This window comes from Algoriphagus sp. CAU 1675, assembly GCF_029222925.1.
Classification (GTDB): domain Bacteria; phylum Bacteroidota; class Bacteroidia; order Cytophagales; family Cyclobacteriaceae; genus Algoriphagus.
The window spans coordinates 103,435-119,645 of sequence record NZ_JARHUI010000004.1 but is presented as its reverse complement, the minus strand read 5'-3'; the positions used below and the strand labels follow the sequence as shown (position 1 = coordinate 119,645).

At 40.9% G+C, this 16,211-nt stretch carries 16 protein-coding genes; 5 read left to right on the top strand and 11 right to left on the bottom strand.

Annotation, left to right across the window (positions count from 1 at the left end):
• Positions 1 to 25: 25 nt before the first annotated feature.
• The 4 genes from P2G54_RS10530 to P2G54_RS10515 form a co-directional block, all read right to left on the bottom strand.
• Positions 26 to 580 (bottom strand): hypothetical protein, encoded by a 555-nt coding sequence (locus P2G54_RS10530; protein ID WP_275870891.1) that lies wholly within the window; start codon positions 578 to 580, stop codon positions 26 to 28.
• Position 581: 1 nt separating this feature from the next.
• Positions 582 to 1,580 carry a beta-ketoacyl-ACP synthase III gene (locus P2G54_RS10525; protein ID WP_275870889.1) on the bottom strand — a complete coding sequence of 333 codons (999 nt, stop codon included), beginning with the start codon at positions 1,578 to 1,580 and terminating at the stop codon, positions 582 to 584.
• Between the two features lie 85 nt (positions 1,581 to 1,665).
• Entirely contained in the window at positions 1,666 to 2,364 is a 699-nt protein-coding gene (locus tag P2G54_RS10520) for an SOS response-associated peptidase (RefSeq protein WP_275870887.1), read from the bottom strand.
• Positions 2,365 to 2,391: 27 nt separating this feature from the next.
• Positions 2,392 to 3,351, bottom strand: a complete 960-nt coding sequence (locus tag P2G54_RS10515) for an alpha/beta fold hydrolase (RefSeq protein ID WP_275870885.1) — start codon at positions 3,349 to 3,351, stop codon at positions 2,392 to 2,394.
• A gap of 119 nt (positions 3,352 to 3,470) precedes the next feature.
• On the opposite strand from P2G54_RS10515, the gene P2G54_RS10510 reads away from it, so the two are divergent.
• The 4 genes from P2G54_RS10510 to P2G54_RS10495 all read left to right on the top strand — a co-directional run bounded on the left by P2G54_RS10510 (position 3,471) and on the right by P2G54_RS10495 (position 7,831).
• Positions 3,471 to 5,099, top strand: a complete 1,629-nt coding sequence (locus P2G54_RS10510) for a pyruvate dehydrogenase complex dihydrolipoamide acetyltransferase (RefSeq protein WP_275870883.1) — start codon at positions 3,471 to 3,473, stop codon at positions 5,097 to 5,099.
• Between the two features lie 87 nt (positions 5,100 to 5,186).
• Positions 5,187 to 5,729, top strand: a complete 543-nt coding sequence (gene hslV, locus P2G54_RS10505) for an ATP-dependent protease subunit HslV (RefSeq protein ID WP_275870882.1) — start codon at positions 5,187 to 5,189, stop codon at positions 5,727 to 5,729.
• A gap of 113 nt (positions 5,730 to 5,842) precedes the next feature.
• Positions 5,843 to 6,508 (top strand): TetR family transcriptional regulator C-terminal domain-containing protein, encoded by a 666-nt coding sequence (locus tag P2G54_RS10500; RefSeq protein ID WP_275870880.1) that lies wholly within the window; start codon positions 5,843 to 5,845, stop codon positions 6,506 to 6,508.
• Between the two features lie 3 nt (positions 6,509 to 6,511).
• Entirely contained in the window at positions 6,512 to 7,831 is a 1,320-nt protein-coding gene (locus P2G54_RS10495; protein WP_275870878.1) for an AarF/UbiB family protein, read from the top strand.
• Positions 7,832 to 7,854: 23 nt separating this feature from the next.
• Here P2G54_RS10495 and P2G54_RS10490 read toward each other — a convergent pair whose 3' ends face one another.
• Together P2G54_RS10490 and P2G54_RS10485 are read right to left on the bottom strand one after the other, a co-directional pair.
• Complete coding sequence (locus tag P2G54_RS10490) at positions 7,855 to 8,427, bottom strand: GNAT family protein (RefSeq protein ID WP_275870877.1); 573 nt, start codon at positions 8,425 to 8,427, stop codon at positions 7,855 to 7,857.
• Positions 8,427 to 9,548, bottom strand: coding sequence for a histidinol-phosphate transaminase (locus P2G54_RS10485; protein ID WP_275870875.1), 1,122 nt, complete (start codon positions 9,546 to 9,548; stop codon positions 8,427 to 8,429). Before P2G54_RS10485 ends, P2G54_RS10490 begins: the two co-directional genes overlap by 1 nt.
• Before the next feature lie 199 nt (positions 9,549 to 9,747).
• Here P2G54_RS10485 and P2G54_RS10480 point away from each other — a divergent pair, with 199 nt between their 5' ends.
• On the top strand, positions 9,748 to 10,542 hold the full coding sequence (locus tag P2G54_RS10480) for a hypothetical protein (RefSeq protein ID WP_275870874.1): 795 nt from the start codon (positions 9,748 to 9,750) through the stop codon (positions 10,540 to 10,542).
• Positions 10,543 to 10,559: 17 nt separating this feature from the next.
• Here the strand turns inward: P2G54_RS10480 and P2G54_RS10475 are convergent, their stop codons facing one another.
• Genes P2G54_RS10475 through P2G54_RS10455 form a run of 5 tightly spaced genes read right to left on the bottom strand, consistent with a single transcriptional unit; the run spans position 10,560 to position 16,174 of the window.
• Positions 10,560 to 11,759 (bottom strand): MFS transporter, encoded by a 1,200-nt coding sequence (locus P2G54_RS10475; protein WP_275870872.1) that lies wholly within the window; start codon positions 11,757 to 11,759, stop codon positions 10,560 to 10,562.
• The gene (gene mgrA / locus P2G54_RS10470) at positions 11,759 to 12,778 is read right to left on the bottom strand and encodes an L-glyceraldehyde 3-phosphate reductase (RefSeq protein WP_275870870.1); all 1,020 of its coding nucleotides are present in this window, start codon (positions 12,776 to 12,778) and stop codon (positions 11,759 to 11,761) included. Before mgrA ends, P2G54_RS10475 begins: the two co-directional genes overlap by 1 nt.
• Before the next feature lie 20 nt (positions 12,779 to 12,798).
• Positions 12,799 to 14,130 (bottom strand): Na+/H+ antiporter NhaC family protein, encoded by a 1,332-nt coding sequence (locus P2G54_RS10465; RefSeq protein ID WP_275870869.1) that lies wholly within the window; start codon positions 14,128 to 14,130, stop codon positions 12,799 to 12,801.
• Between the two features lie 2 nt (positions 14,131 to 14,132).
• The gene (locus tag P2G54_RS10460) at positions 14,133 to 15,290 is read right to left on the bottom strand and encodes a serine hydrolase domain-containing protein (RefSeq protein ID WP_275870867.1); all 1,158 of its coding nucleotides are present in this window, start codon (positions 15,288 to 15,290) and stop codon (positions 14,133 to 14,135) included.
• Positions 15,248 to 16,174, bottom strand: a complete 927-nt coding sequence (locus P2G54_RS10455) for a DUF5996 family protein (RefSeq protein WP_275870866.1) — start codon at positions 16,172 to 16,174, stop codon at positions 15,248 to 15,250. Before P2G54_RS10455 ends, P2G54_RS10460 begins: the two co-directional genes overlap by 43 nt.
• Positions 16,175 to 16,211 lie beyond the last annotated feature (37 nt).

Sequence of the window (16,211 nt, the reverse complement as noted above, 5' to 3'; positions counted from 1 at the left end):
AATTTAAATCCTGTTTAAAAATAACTTAATTCTGGTTTTTTGCCAGATGCTCCTGAAGTATTGTAAAGACTTTTTTTACTTCTTCAATCAGTATGTCTTTGGTCTTATCTGGCTCAGGAACAATATCGATTTTTTTTGCCCATTGGATAAATTCGGGTTGACCGCTAATTGGATTGGAAGAGGATTCTGAAATTAGTTCGGGATAATCAAATGGGTTTTCCCATCTGCAAATTTCAAACTGAGAATTGGATAAGTCTATTTTTCCAAAATCCCTTTTCCCAACTAATGCCAAAAGATAAAATCCCTTTCCAAACCAATTAAGAAGCCGCAAATTGAGGCCGATTTCCCAGTCAAAATCCCTGACAAAATCCAAAACCTGATAGGGTAGCCCCATCAAGTCATTCCCACGGGAGAGTTTTTTTCCTTTTGAATTTGGGTGGATTTCCTGTAGTGATTTTTGGGTAAATGAATCTGCAACCTCACCGAGGATAATCTCGAAATTCAGCTTTAGGCGGTTTTGGCGTCGAACAATTTCCTCATTCAGCCAAAGGTCAAGATCCAATTGCTGGGTATCGGTCATTTTACCAATTTAATAGCGCAGAGGCCCAGGTAAACCCAGAACCAAATGCAGCCAAACAAATCAAATCACCTTCCTTAATTTTTCCTTGCTCCCAAGCTTCACTTAAGGCAATAGGGATGGTTCCAGCTGTTGTGTTTCCTAAGTGCATGATATTATTGAACACTTTTTCGTCAGGAAGTTCTAGTTTTTGTTGAATGTACTGACTGATCCGAAGGTTGGCTTGATGCGGAACCAGTAGGTCAATTGCCGATTTGTCCAGACCATTGTGATCCAAAGCTTCCTGAATGACTTCCATAAACCGAACCACCGCATGTTTGAAAACCGCATTCCCGTTCATTTTTACAAAAAAACTTCCTGAATCAATCATTTCTTGAGAAATCCTTACCTCCCGGCTACTCCCCGGGTCTTTGCAGTACAACTCCTCAGCGTATTGACCTTGGGAATGTAAGTGAGTGGATAGAATCCCCGGTTGATCCGATTCTACGGCTCCTAAAACTGCTGCTCCCGCTCCATCCGCAAAAATCACTGCACTGGATCTACCTTCGTCTGATTTGTCCAAAGCAGAGGATTGGATTTCAGCTCCCACTACCAGGACCTTTTTGTACATCCCGGTTTTGATGAATTGGTCTGCGATAGAAAGGGCGTAAATGAATCCTGAACAGGCGTTTCGAATATCAAGTGCTCCTATATTTCTAAAGTTTAATTCTCTCTGAAGTAATACCCCGTTTCCAGGGATAAAGTAATCAGGGGTAATGGTTGCAAAAATGATAAAGTCAATGTCCTCAGCTCCTACACCTGCTCTTTCCAAAGCCATTTCGGTTGCTTTTTTGGACATATTGGTGACTGTGTCCACGCCTGGTGTAAACCAATGTCTAGTCCGGATTCCAGTTCGTTCTACGATCCAATCATTGTTGGTATCCATCATTTTGGATAAGTCATCATTGGTCACAGTGCGCTCAGGAACATAGTGGCCAACTCCTAAAATTCTGGATTTATACATGGTATTTGGGTTTTCTGATTAATACTGAGAACGAATATCGGAACTTCCGTTCTGAACCCACAATAGTTTTCTATAAACGTTTGATTTAACCGAACAGGGTGTAATTCCCATGTTGGTCTATGGGTAATGTTTTTTTGATCAGTGCAGGGGAGTCATTTTGGACAGAATTGACCAGATTAGAAACTGTATAGCTCACCATTTTTTCAGCATCGTATGGCTTGAGCATGGCTAGAAGATCATTTTCTGAAGTATAGCTGTCTAACCATTTCTTTTCATCCTCTTTATTTAGGATGACAGGCATTCGGTCGTGGATCTCACCCACGGTTTCATTTGGTGTGGTGGTCAGGATTAAAAAAGTGTGCTGTGATTCTCCATTTACATTTTCAAACTCTTCCCAAATCCCTGCAAAAGCAAAGAGTTCTTCATCTCGAACAGTGAATCGATAGGGGATTTTGGTTTTTTTCCCGAGTCGTTTCCATTCATAAAAACCATCTGCAGGAATCAGACATCTACGCTTTTGAAAAGAGTTTTTAAAGGAGACTTTTTCGCCGACCGTTTCGGCTTTTGCGTTGATGAGTTTTTGGGCTACTGGACGATTTTGTCCAAATTCAGGCGTAATTCCCCAATAAAAAAAGGAAAATCCCTTTGGGCTTTGGGAAGTGATCACCGGTACCAGTTGTGTGGGAGCGATATTGTACCTGGGTTTGAAATCAGCGAGCATCTCTGCCTGAAAGCGCTCTTCCAGTTCAATTTTACTTTTACTTAATGAATATCGACCGCACATGGTATATTGATTTAATAGGACTGGAAGTTAGATATCGGGACTTATAAATTCAAATGCCCTTTGCTCAGAATAATAAGGATTTTTGGTTTGGATTGGGCTGAAGCCCACATGGCCGCCATGCTCCGGAAATTCAAAGTATACTTTTTGAAGTTCACTGGCTAGCTGGTGAGGGAAGCAAAGTTTGCTTAAAAAAGGGTCATTGAGGGCATTTAGAATCAAGGTTGGGACTTTGATTTGGGGCAAAAAGTAAAGAGAGGAGTTGGTCTCATAATATTCTTCTGCGTCTCCAAAACCATGCAAAGGCCCAGTGTAATACTCGTCAAAATCTGACAGTGTTTTAATCTTATCAAGGAACTCAAGCTTAATTTCTTTTGGGTGAAATGCCGCTTTTTGAATGACTTTTTTTCGAAGTGTTTTCAAAAACCGTTTTGAATATAGCATATTTGAGGTGCTTGAAATTTTTTTACTGGAACTGGATAAATGAAGGGGGACGGAGATAGCTACCCCTTTTTTAACTTTCTTGCATTGCTCTCCTTTTTCACCAAGGTATTTCAAGGTAAGGTTTCCACCAAGGCTGAAACCAACTAAGTAAATTTCTTCGTAATCCTTTTCTGCGTGTTTGATTACTTCATCTAGGTCGTAGGTGGCTCCGGAATGATAAAATATTGCATTTTTATTTAATTCTGAGCCGCAGCCTCTGAAGTTCCATGTCAATACATCATACTGATTTTTGAAAAAAATATCACACATTCCCAACATATACGGTCTGTTGCTGTTTCCTTCCAAACCATGAGATATAATGATCAGTTTCTTGGAGTTTTGCCGGTACCAATCCAATTCCAGAAAGTCTTCATCAAGAGTTTGGATTCTTTCCTGAATAGGCTTTTGAATCCTGACAGATCTGAACAAGGAGGGGTAAATTGTTTCTAAATGACCATTAAACAGCCACTTAGGTCTCTTGTAGGAGCTGGAGGAAATCAATGGCATTGTCGCTGTAGTAAATAAGGCTGTATTTAGCGATGGGAAAATACTAGTTTTAAATTTGAATAAAGACTTTATAAAAACTATTTTTGGACACTTTAAAACGAATTAGTGCGCAATAACCTATGGCCGAAATAATCAGAATGCCTAAAATGAGCGACACCATGGAAGAAGGTGTGATCGCTGCATGGTTGAAAAAAGTGGGAGATACTGTCAAGCCTGGAGATATCCTCGCAGAAGTTGAAACCGATAAAGCAACTATGGAGCTTGAATCCTACGATGAAGGTGTCCTTTTATATATAGGAGTAAATGAAAAAGATGCAGTTCCAGTAAATGGCATTATTGCCATTATTGGTGAAAAGGGTGAGAAGTTTGATCACTTACTTAGTGATAACGGTTCAGCAGCTCCTGCAAAAGAAGAAGCACCTGTAGTAGAAGAAAAGAAAGAGGTTGCCCCTCAAAAAGCGGTAGTTGAAAAAATAGATACCTCTCATATCAATGCGACGGTAATCACAATGCCGAAAATGTCGGATACCATGCAAGAAGGAACAATCTCTGCCTGGTTGAAGAAAGTCGGAGATGAAATCAAATCTGGAGAAATCATCGCTGAGGTGGAAACCGATAAAGCAACCATGGAACTGGAATCCTATGAAGACGGTACATTGTTGTATATCGGCGTGGAAGCCGGTGATAGTGTGCCTGTTGATGGAGTGATTGCAGTGATCGGTGAAAAAGGTGCAGATTTTCAGACTTTGTTGAAGGCACAACAAGCTGTTGGAGATACTCAAGAACAGGCGCCTGTTGTGGAAACGAAGAAAGAGGAAATAAAAGCTGCCTCAGCTTCAGCTCCTGCACCAGTTGCGGTTTCTGCACCTGTAAGTACTGGCGCAGGAGAAAGGCTAAAGGCTTCTCCACTAGCAAAAAAGATAGCAGAAGAAAAAGGAATAGATATCCGTCAAGTAGCTGGTTCCGGTGAAGCAGGAAGAGTTATAAAGCGCGATATAGAGAATTTTGTTCCTGCAGCTCCAGCGGCAGCAGCAAGCCCTTCGGTAGGTGTTTCTGCAATTGGACAAGAAAGCTATACGGAGGAGAAGGTCTCTCAGATGCGAAAAGTCATTGCCAAGAGATTGGCAGAGAGCAAGTATTCTGCACCTCACTTTTACCTTACCATGGAAATCAACATGGACAAGGCAATTGAGGCGAGAAAGAGCATGAATGAAATTTCCTCGGTTAAGATTTCTTTCAATGACATGGTGATTAAGGCTGCAGCGGCAGCGCTTCGTCAGCATCCGAAAGTAAACTCCAGCTGGTTGGGAGATAAAATTCGATACAATGAGCACATTCATATCGGAATGGCAGTAGCCGTGGAAGAGGGACTTCTTGTACCTGTGATCCGATTCACTGATAGTAAATCCCTTTCCCAAATTTCGAATGAAGCAAAGACTTTGGGTGCAAAGGCCAAAAACAAAGAGCTTCAGCCAAAGGATTGGGAAGGCAACACCTTCACCATCTCAAACCTGGGAATGTTTGGAATTGACGAGTTCACTGCTATCATCAACCCGCCAGATGCTTGTATTCTTGCAGTAGGCGGAATCAAGGAAACGGTGATTGTAAAAGATGGTCAGATGAAGATCGGAAACATCATGAAAGTAACCCTTTCTTGTGACCATAGAGTAGTTGACGGAGCTGTAGGTTCTGCCTTTTTACTCACTCTGAAAGGATTGCTTGAAGATCCGGTTAGGATTCTCATATAATAAATAAAATACTGTCAAAAAGTCCTGATTTCAGGACTTTTTGCTTTTAGTATGGGTTTTGAAGAAGGAAAGAAAAAACTTTTGGAAATGGATAAAATCAAATCTACCACGGTCGTAGCCATTCGACACAATGGTGAAACAGTCATCGGAGCAGATGGACAAGCGACACTAGGAAATACTGTTGCGAAAAGCACTGTTAAGAAAATCCGCGTTCTGCAAGGAGGAAAAATCGTGACAGGCTTTGCCGGTTCTACGGCAGATGCTTTTACGCTTTTGGAAAAATTTGAAGAAAAGTTGGGTGCTTTTGGCAATAACATGAAGCGAGCAGCGGTTGAGCTTGCAAAGGAATGGAGGACAGATAGAATGCTCAGCAAGTTGGAAGCTATGATGATTGTTGCCGACAAGGACGATATTTTGATTATTTCTGGGACTGGTGATGTGATAGAACCGGACATGGAAATTGCGACCATTGGCTCTGGAAGTATGTTTGCACAGTCTGCTGCCCGGGCTATGAAAAAGTTTGCCCCACAGCTTTCAGCAGAGGAAATGGTTAGCGAAAGCCTTCACATAGCTGCAGATGTCTGCATTTATACCAACCACAATTTGGTTATAGAGAAAGTAAAAAACTGACTTGCTTTTAAAATGATTGATAACCGAACCAAGTGGTTCGGTTTTTTTATGTTAAAAATTCAAACCATTGACTTCTGTAAAAGGTTGTTGATATGTAAATGAATACATCACTTATGGAAACTAAAACAGCCAAGAAAACCACCAAAAAAGACTACGGTAAGCTGATTGTGGATGCATTTGTCGAGCAAGTTTTGGAAACCGGGAATCAACCGACATCGATTTTCAAATTTGCCCAGAGTCTCAAAATGAAAGAAGGGGATTTTTATGCCTATTTCACTTCTTTTGAGGCAATTAAGTCCGCTATTTTGCTTCAGATTTTTGAAGAAGCTAGGCTTCAACTGGAGTCTCAAGAGGTTTTTAAGGAGTATTCGGCAAGAGAGAAGTTTTTGGGCTTTTTGTTTACCTGGGTAGAGGTTTTGAAGACAAAAAGATCCTATCTGCTGAGCGTATATGGTCAAAGTTCAAAAATAATCACTTCTTTTCCCTCGGAGTTTAGGGAGTTCAGGAAGAAGTTTAAAGAGTTTGCTGCAGATATTATTTTAGAAGGCAAGGAAACACAGGAAATAGCAAACCGCCCCTTTATTTCAGATCGATATGATGAAGCACTTTGGCTTCAAGTACTTTTTGTTTTTAAATATTGGTTGGAAGATCATTCTCCTCGTTTCGAAAAGACAGATGCTGCCATCGAAAAATCGGTCAATTTAGCTTTTGATCTGATGGGCCAAAGTGCACTGGATAGCTTTTTGGACTTTGCTAAGTTCATGTACCAAAACAAATAACTCATGAGGAAAGAGTTGCATGAGCAGGAAAGTATTCCTGTTTCTAAAGTTCAAAGGGCTGCGAAATTTATCCGAGCTGGAGCCAAAGTAGGAGGGAATTATGTGAAGCATTACGCCAAGAAAATGGTGACTCCGGGTCTGGATAAGGAAGGACTTCATCAGAGTAATGCGGAGGATATTTACAATTCCTTGAGTCAGTTAAAGGGTTCAGCCTTGAAAGTGGCCCAGATGATGTCCATGGACAAGAATTTATTGCCGAGAGCCTATCAGGATAAATTTACAATGGCTCAATATAGTGCTCCTCCATTGTCCTATCCTTTGGTGGTTAAAACCTTTCAGAAAAGTTTTGGAAAAAGCCCGGAACAGCTTTTTGAAACTTTCACTAGATCTGCGGTCAATGCGGCCTCCATTGGTCAGGTGCATCAAGCTACTTTAGGGGATAAGGTACTGGCTGTGAAAATCCAATATCCTGGGGTGGCTGATTCAGTAAGTTCTGATTTAAAGCTTGTTCGGCCTTTTGCATTAAGGCTTTTGAATATGAACGAGAAAGAGCTGGATCACTATATGGAGGAAGTAGAGGAAAGGTTGTTAGAAGAAACCGATTACCTTTTGGAGGTGCAAAGATCCAGGGAAATTTCAAGCGCCTGTTCCCATATTCCCAATCTCAGATTTCCAGTTTATTATGATGAGTTGAGTTCCGATAGAATCATTACTATGGACTGGATGAATGGAGTCCACATCAAAGAGTGGTTAGAAACAAATCCATCTCAAAAATCCAGAAATCAAATTGGGCAGGCACTTTGGGATTTTTATCATCATCAGGTTCATAATCTGATGCAGGTACATGCAGATCCCCATCCTGGTAATTTTATTATTCAGGATGATGATACGTTGGGAATCATAGATTTTGGTTGTGTAAAAGTCATTCCGGAGGAATTTTATAAGGGATATTTTGCCTTGATCAAAAAAGATATGCTCCTGAAAGAAGAAGAACTAAATCAGGTCTTCTTCGATTTAGAGTTTATTTCTGAAAAGGATAGTCCTGAGGAACAAGCCTATTTTAAAGGGGTTTTTAGAGAGATGATTTCTCTTTTGGGCAAACCCTTTCATGCAGATCGCTTTGATTTTGCCGATAATTCTTTCTTCGAGCAAATATTTAAGCTGGGAGACCGGATTTCCAATGACAGGATGTTTCGGCAGTCCCGTCAGGCAAGAGGGTCAAAGCATGGACTTTATATCAATAGAACCTACTTCGGCTTATACAATCTTTTAAATCAATTACAGGCCGAAATCGAAACCACCAAGCCAGATTGGTTAAAATAAAAGAAAAGGGTAGCCACTATAGGTTACCCTTTTAACTTTTGGATGAAATTCACTTTCAGGTTGGGCCATTCATTTTCAAGCACACTATAATAAATGGTATCCCTTCTTCTTCCCGTACACAGTAAGGTATGACTTCTAAGCACTCCTTCCTCCGTGATTCCCATTTTTAAAAGTGCTTGTCTAGCAGGTTGATTGAGGACGTCAGTTTTTATCTCGACTCGCTTGAGATTCATTTTTTCAAAGGCATGCTTGAGCATCAAGAACTTCATGTTTTGGTTGATGCCGCTTCCATGGAACTCTCTTCCAAGCCAAGTCCATCCGATTTCGATCCTTTGATCTCTTGGGGAATAATTTCCATAAGCAGTGGAACCTACAATTTTACCTGAGTTTTTATCAATTACCACAAACTGGAGCCTATCCCCCTTGAATGCAGGCTCAGCCCACTTTTCAATTTCTTCCGACTTGCTAAGATCATGGGTAAAATATTCCCAGAGTGAACTTTCTGATGTGAGAGTTTGAATAAAAGGAAAATCCTGCCGCAAAATGGGACGCAGCAGGATTCTTTCATTTTCTAAAATAATGTCAGTTTTCAACATCAGCCGAGGACTTCTTTGAGTGTGTTGTTGAATATAGTCACTTCCTCCATGGTGCCTGTAGATATTCTGCACCAATCATTCAATGGAGGGAATGGCCTTCCTATGATAATGCCTTTTTCGGCAAATATTTTGTTCAATTCCTGAATGTCTCTACCTGTATGGAAAAAGACAAAATTGGCATGAGACTCAAGGTGGGGAAGTTTCAATTCATCCAAAGTTTTGATGATTGCAGCTTTGGCATCTTTTGTCTGTTTCAGAGAAAAGTCATAGAATTCTTTGTCCTGAAGTGCAGCTTTCCCAGCTTCAATTGCCATGATATTGGTGTTGGCCACTACACGATCTCTCAGTTTGGAAGCGAGTTCTGGTTTGGCTACGAGGTAGCCCAAACGAATACCGGCTAATCCATAGGCTTTGGAGAAGGTTCTTGAAACCACTACATCCATTCCTTTTTTCACCAATTCCACCATAGAAGGGTAGTTTGGTTCAGTGATGTAATCATAATAAGCCTCGTCACTGAATACCACGGTTTTTTTGCTGACTGATTCACAGAAGCTCTTTACCTTGTCTGCAGGTAAAAGTTTGCCGGTTGGGTTGTTTGGGTTGCAAAGGAAAACCAATCTGGTTTCGAATGAGACGCGCTTTTCTATTTCATCCAAATCAAAGTCCAGGTCTTTGGTCAGTGGTACCCAATTGATTTCGGTTCCCCAAAGTTCGGCATAAGACATCATTGACAGGAAAGTCGGGGCACAGGAAATGATTTCTCCACCTTGACCAAAAGTGATGCCTGCCACTTTCAGACCCTCAGTGGATCCTGCTACAGGGACAATATAATCCTCTGGGACACCTTCTTTTTCTGCTAGCATTTTCACCAAGTCGGCATTGTATCCCCAAGGATATCTGCATCCTAAGTCAAAATTTCGCATCATAGCCTCTCTCATTTTTTCAGAGGGGCCAAATGGATTTTCGTTTGAACCAAGCCGGATTGGACCATCCAAAGGTCTAGGATTAAACTTCTTGATTTCTTCAGCAGAGAGAGAATTGGTGATACCTGTTCCTAACATAGCAAGGCCAGTACCCATGCCTGCTTTTTTAAGCCATGATCGTCTTGTTATTCCTGTCATTGTATATCAGATTTGTTAGTAAAATACCAAGTTTTTTTGAGTTGTTTTATGAAAATTACATTTATGGACTCACTTTGTTGAATATTGGTTTTTATTGATAAATTTTCAAATAATAAAATAACATTTTAAAATTTGGAGATATACAGAATTAATTTTTAAATTATAACAAAAGCACAATAAACCCTAACCCAACTTATGTATGAAAAAGCTATTGTTTTTCTTGGTTTGCGGGTTGCTTTGGACCTCTGCAATCAGAGCCCAGCAAACAAATCGCTATATGGTATTCGATTTTATCAAAGTTGAGAATGATCAGATCTTTGATTACATCGAGTTCAAGGATTTAATGGAGAACGTTTATCGTCAAGCGCTCAATGATGATCAGATTGTAGGTTGGGATTTTTGGTCACTCCAGTCTGGTGCGGATCACTCCACTTTCCAATACATCATGATTACTTATTATGAGGATCCGGTCAAGATGATGAATGGACTGGATGAGGAGTCTATGGTCGAATACACACGAATTGCCTATCCGCATCTTAATGAGATTCAGGTTACCAAACTCTTTCAGGAATCATTGGCAATGAGAGATATGCCAATGCGCCTGTATATGAAGGAAATCGTTTCAACCAATGATAATTTCCAAATGAAACCCGGAGTATTGGCTTCTTTCGACTTGATGAAAGCTAACGAGGGTAAATTTGATGATTATGAAAAAGCGGAAATGGAAACTTTCCGACCGATTCATCAAAAGCGAATAGAGCAGGGGCTGATGGGGCATTGGAGTTTTCTGAGAACTGCACTTCCACTGGGTTCGCAGGCAAAATCCACTCACCTAACCATGAATATGTACAAGGATTATATGCAGTTTTTCAATGCCCAAGCTTATGAGGATCTGGATCAAACAGAATCCCAAAGAAAGGCAGTGACTGAAGGCTTAAAATCCAGAGATCAGAAATGGGTCTACTTGGCAACCCTAGAAAACGTAGTACGCTAAAAATGTCCGGTTTGTGACTACGCAGGGAGGCTTGGAGACGAAGCCTCCCTTTTTTTGTCAAAAAAACGAAAAATGAGAAGTCCCAAAAAAGGGCCTATAACCAAGAAACTCATCATTTGAGTAACTTTTAAATAACTGAGTAAAAACTGTCCAAACTGTATGGAAAATATGGTAAGGGTAAATCCCATACAATTTACTAGAGTTAGGGCAGTACCCCTGTATTCTGGAGGGGTTCCTTGTGCTACTAAAGTTGAAAACTGTGGTGAATCTGCCGTTACCAACATTCCCCAAATCAGTAGAAAAAAAATCCAAATCATTGAAGGAGCAGAGGGAATGAGTAAAAGAGATAAACAACAGATTCCAGATCCAATCAAGGAGAATAAGGCTACTTTTTTGCTTCCAATTCTATTGGCTATAATTCCACCTATTGCACAGGAAATGGCCCCAATGGCTATTGTCGAAAAAGACAAAATGGCATTTTCTTTTGTGCCAGAATCAGTATTGCTGAAATAAGCTATTAAAGTTGGTACAAAAGCCCAAAATGTATACAATTCCCACATGTGGCCAAAATAGCCCGAGGCAGCACTTTTAAGGCTTTTAATCTTGGAAAGTTTGGGTAATAGACTGATTTCAAATTTGGTGTTTCTTTTTCTGAATGGTCCATCAGGGACAAAAATACCTACAAGAAGACCTCCAAAGATGGCCAAAATAGAAGTTGACCAAAAGATGATTTTCCAAGAAAGATCCCAATCCAAAGCACGGATAAAATGAGGGAAGGCGGTTCCCAATACCAGGGCTCCCACCAAAAATCCCAATGCATTTCCCAATCCTTTTTCAAAATAATCGGCTGCTATTTTCATTCCTACCGGATAGATTCCCGCAAGGAAGAATCCTACCAAAAACCGGCAAAGCAAAAGGCTAATCATTTCCATCGGGAGGATTGGAATCAAGAGATTGAACAGTGCGGCTAAACAAGCGCTTGCTAGAAAAACAATTCGGGGTGAAAAACGATCCGGGATAGAAAAAAATGCGTAGATCAAGGTTCCTGAAATAAAGCCCAATTGAACAGCTGAAGTAATGGAAGCTGTGATTTCGGGAAGATTGAGGACCTTTGAGATTTCAGGAATGGCTGCATTTCCTGCAAACCAAAGAGAAGCGCCCAGAAATTGAGCAATGACGATCAAAATCAGGGCACTTCTGGATGATTGGGGCTTCATCAAGCGCTGATAATTTTTCTGATCTGGGTCAATTCTTCTTCAGAAAACGTGGTGTTTTTCACAGCAGCTACATTGTCGTCTAATTGTTCAGGCTTGGAAACACCGATTAAGACTGAAGTGATTCTAGGGTCTTTGAGCAACCAAGCAATTGCCATCTGAGCTAGGCTTTGCCCTCTTGAAACAGCGATCTCATTCAATGCCCGGATCATTTCAAGTTTTTCGCCGCCTATTTGTTCTGGCTTTAGGTAACGTCCGTCTTTAGCAGCTCTGGAATCTTCCGGGATACCTTTGAGATATTTGTCGGTAAGCATTCCTTGTTCTAAAGGGGAGAAGGCGATGCTTCCAATGCCTTTTTCACCCAAGACGTCCATTAATCCGCCCTCAACCCATCGGTCCAGCATGCTGTATCGCGGTTGGTGAATCAGAAGTGGAGTACCCATTTCTTTCAAAATCTGGTATGCTTTGGCAGTATCTTCTGCACTGTATTGAGAAATGCCGACATAGAGGGCTTTTCCCTGACGAACCAGCTGATCCAAAGCTCCCATAGTTTCTTCTAGTGGAGTGTTGGGATCTGGCCTATGATGGTAGAAAATATCCACATACTCCAGACCCATTCGTTTTAAGCTTTGATCGCAGCTTGCAATCAGATACTTTCTTGAACCGTAATTTCCATAAGGACCGGGCCACATATCCCAGCCTGCCTTAGAGGAAATAATCAACTCATCCCGAAAAGGGAGGAAATCTTTTTTGAAAATTCTACCGAAGTTTTCTTCTGCTGACCCATAGGGAGGACCATAGTTGTTTGCCAAATCAAAGTGACAAATACCAAGGTCAAAGGCTCTTCTCAAGATCTTTCTTCCAAGGGTGAAATCTGCATTGTGGCCGAAGTTATGCCAAAGTCCCAAACTGATTTCAGGTAACTGCAATCCGCTTTTTCCACAATAGCGATATTTCATCTGATTGTACCGATCAGAAGCTGGGTGATAAATGGGTAGAGGGTTGTGATCGTTGATTTGCATTGGAATAGGTTAATGGTTTATCAGAACCAAATTAAGGCGATAAATATAGATATCAAACCTAATAAAAGGAGGAGGAGCCAACTCTTCCATATATAGCGAATCCAGTCGTTATATTTTACACCAGCGGCAGCTATAATTGCCATCATTCCTCCGTTGGTGGGTACGGTCACATCCATGATACTTGCAGCGTATTGGTAGGTCAAAACGGTGATTTGCCTGGACATTCCTAATAAATCCGTAAGAGGAGCAGCCAATGGCATGGTCAAAACAGCCTGGCCGGAAGTACTTGGGACAGGAAGGTGTAGGATGGCTTGAGTTAAATACAGTCCGATTACAGCCAGTTGGGCTGGAAGTGCTTCTAATGGTGTAAATAGCCCATGAATAATGCTGTCTATTATCATTCCTTTTTCTAGGATCAAATAGATACTTCTGGCCAATCCTACAATCACTCCGGCAAAAATCATTTCTCCAAATCCCTCCGTGTAGGTTTTGGCAGTTCCATTTATTCCAAGTCCCCCCAAAAGTCCACAACTGATCCCAACCACAAAGAAAAATGCAGACATTTCATTGAAACCCCATTCATGTTGGGTAATACCATAACCCATAAATACAATTCCTCCGAGACATAAGAACAGGATCGTTCCACTTCTCCAGTCGATTCTATTAGGCTTGAAATCCTTAGGCAAAGTATCTTCCGTTTGGCTTTTTCCTTTTTTTATAAAAATGGCTGTCCAAATGATAAGTGCGATTACAAAGAAAATCATCCTGAAAGCCAATCCTTCATTGATGTCTAGTTCCACTAGCTTTTGAGCTAGAAGGGCATTGAAGGGATTTATGGGAGAAAATCCCTGTCCGATCAAAGATGAACCAAGGGTTAAGGCAATTATGGATCGTTTGTCATAGTTTAGTTTTGAGGAGAGCAACATTAGGATAGGAACCATGGCAATGATTTCTTCCTGCATGGCTATAGTGGCACCTGCAATCGAAAAAGCAACAGACAAAAGGCCCAAAAGCAAGGTGCTGTTTCCTTTAAATCTGTAGATCAACGCTTCAATCCCAAGTTGGAGCGCTCCGGTTTTTTCAATTACATAAAATGCTCCTCCGATTAAAAGAATGAGCACCATAATATCTGCACCCATAATTATCCCTTCCGGAATTGCCAATGCTATGTCTGATATTCCCAGGGGTTCGTTTTCTACAGTTTCAAAAGTTCCCTGAAGGACTACCTCTTTTCCCGTAATTGGATCAAAAGATCGCTCATATTGTCCGGGAGATATCAAATAGGTCCCAATTCCAGATAAAATGATGAAAATCAAAAGAATGATAAGAGGGTGAGGAAATGAAAGTTTCATGTTTACTTCATTAATTGCGTAATGAGTTTTTTTGCTAGGTTGGTCCGGAAGTCTGAGTTGTCCCTACTATTGCTGAGTATTACAATTCCAAGTTTTTCTTGTTGATTGAAAATAAGTAAAGAGCTATATCCTGCCTGTTCACCATAGTGCCCAAGCCAACTGCTGTTATTTATTCTGATATGTTGAAAACCAGAAGGAACATCGGTTCCCTTTGCTTTTAACCAATCTAAAGATTGTTGGAAAATACCAAGATCTGCCCGAATGAAATGGATCACTGCTTTGCTCAGGTCATTGACAGAGCTGATCATTCCTGAAGAGGGGGATGGAAGGTATTCCTTTCGCATGGGGCTCGGTTCCAGTCTTTTCCATAGGAAAGTTTGCCGGTAGCCCATGGCTATTTGGGGTTTTTCAGTTGGCCAACTTCTCGGGAAGAAAGTGGAGTCCATTCCTGCAGGTTCCAGAACCCAGGTTTTTACGAGAGAGTCAAATGGGATTCCAGTAGATTTTTGAAGCAAAAATCCAATCAAATCTGAATTCAGATCGGCATAGTGAAATGTTTTTTCTTCAAGAGAGGGAAAATTTTGGATCAGGCTGTTTCCAAAACCTTCCAGGTCAGGATTACTTTTAATCTTGAACAATCGATCGATTTTGCTAAAGTCTCTAAGGCCAGATTGATGATTTAATAATTCCTTAAAACTTAATTTCCCACCTTTCGATGAAAGAGAGATTTTGTCGATGTTTAGAAAGGAAATTGGGTCATCCTGAGAAATCCTCTTCTCAATCATGATTTGAGAGAGGGTGAGTGCGGTGAATAGTTTAGAAACCGATGCAACGGGGAGAAGACTTTGACTGGTCATGGGCTCTTTGGATTCCAGATTACTGTAGCCTATTCCGTTTTCGTAATATACTTTGCCATTTTTTACGATTCCAATGGCCAAGCCTGCAAGAATATCATGACTGACTGTGGCTTGTAGGATGGAATCAATTTTGTCAAATTCATTTAAACTTGTTAGGGGAGAAGAAGGGCTGATTTTAGGGTGACTGTTCCACCACTCCCAAATCAGGAAAGCTAGAAAGGTTCCTAGCAGACCAACAATAATGAATTTATACATTGGCTTCATGTGGAAGAGAAGCCGGGTTCCAGTTCTTTCCTTTCCCATTTACCTGCATTCGCGGCAGCTTCATAGGTTGATTGAAGAAAGTGAAGCAAAGATTCACTGGGATTAGATGCCGATTGAATGATGCGATAAGGAAGTTGGAATCGTTTTAAGTTTTCATCCCATAAGACCTCGGAGGGTTGGACGGTGGATTTTCCAAATTGTATATGGTTGGGATAGCAATAGGTATAGAATAAGGGCTCTGGATTGAGTTCATTCCCGGGCGAAAAACCGAATTCGAAAAATTCATGTGAAAAAGCTTCTTTTAGTACCTTTTTCGACACATGGGGAATTTGTCCTTCATATTCCGGGGCCGTTTTACCTGAAAATCTGCCATGGGAAAGTTCAAAGGTAGTCCAAAATAGCTGAACAGGACTTTGTTTACCAATAAATCCAGACCTGAAAACATTCAATACATTCTGAATCTGGATCATTGCTTTCCATAGCATCTTGGTTTCGTTGGGTAGGTATGGAATTCGGCTTGTGTTTTTCTCAAATGGAATCGCCTGTTGCATTCCCACTGGTGTGGAATTGATCCTGACGTTAATACCAAGATATTTTAGCTTTTCTGTCAGCTGTTCGTAGAAACTCGCTACCGATTGACCTCCCAAGGGAAAGTGGTCTCGGGTGCCGTTGCTGGTTCTTAATTTCAATTCGTGGAGGGTGAAATCGAATTTGATTTCAAAAACCCCGTTTTCATAGGGAATTGGGCCAGTGGTCAATCCTTGTGTGTCCACATAGAGCGCTACATTCCAAGAGTGATTTTCCCAAGGAGATAATTTTTCACGGACTTTTCCAGCAACCTGAATCCATTGATGCAGGAGAAAAACTGTGTCTTTATAATCCGCAAAATTTAATTCCGGCCATGAGTTTTTCTTTGTTGCCATAAAAAAGTGTTTGATTGAATTTATGGTTTTTAGCTAA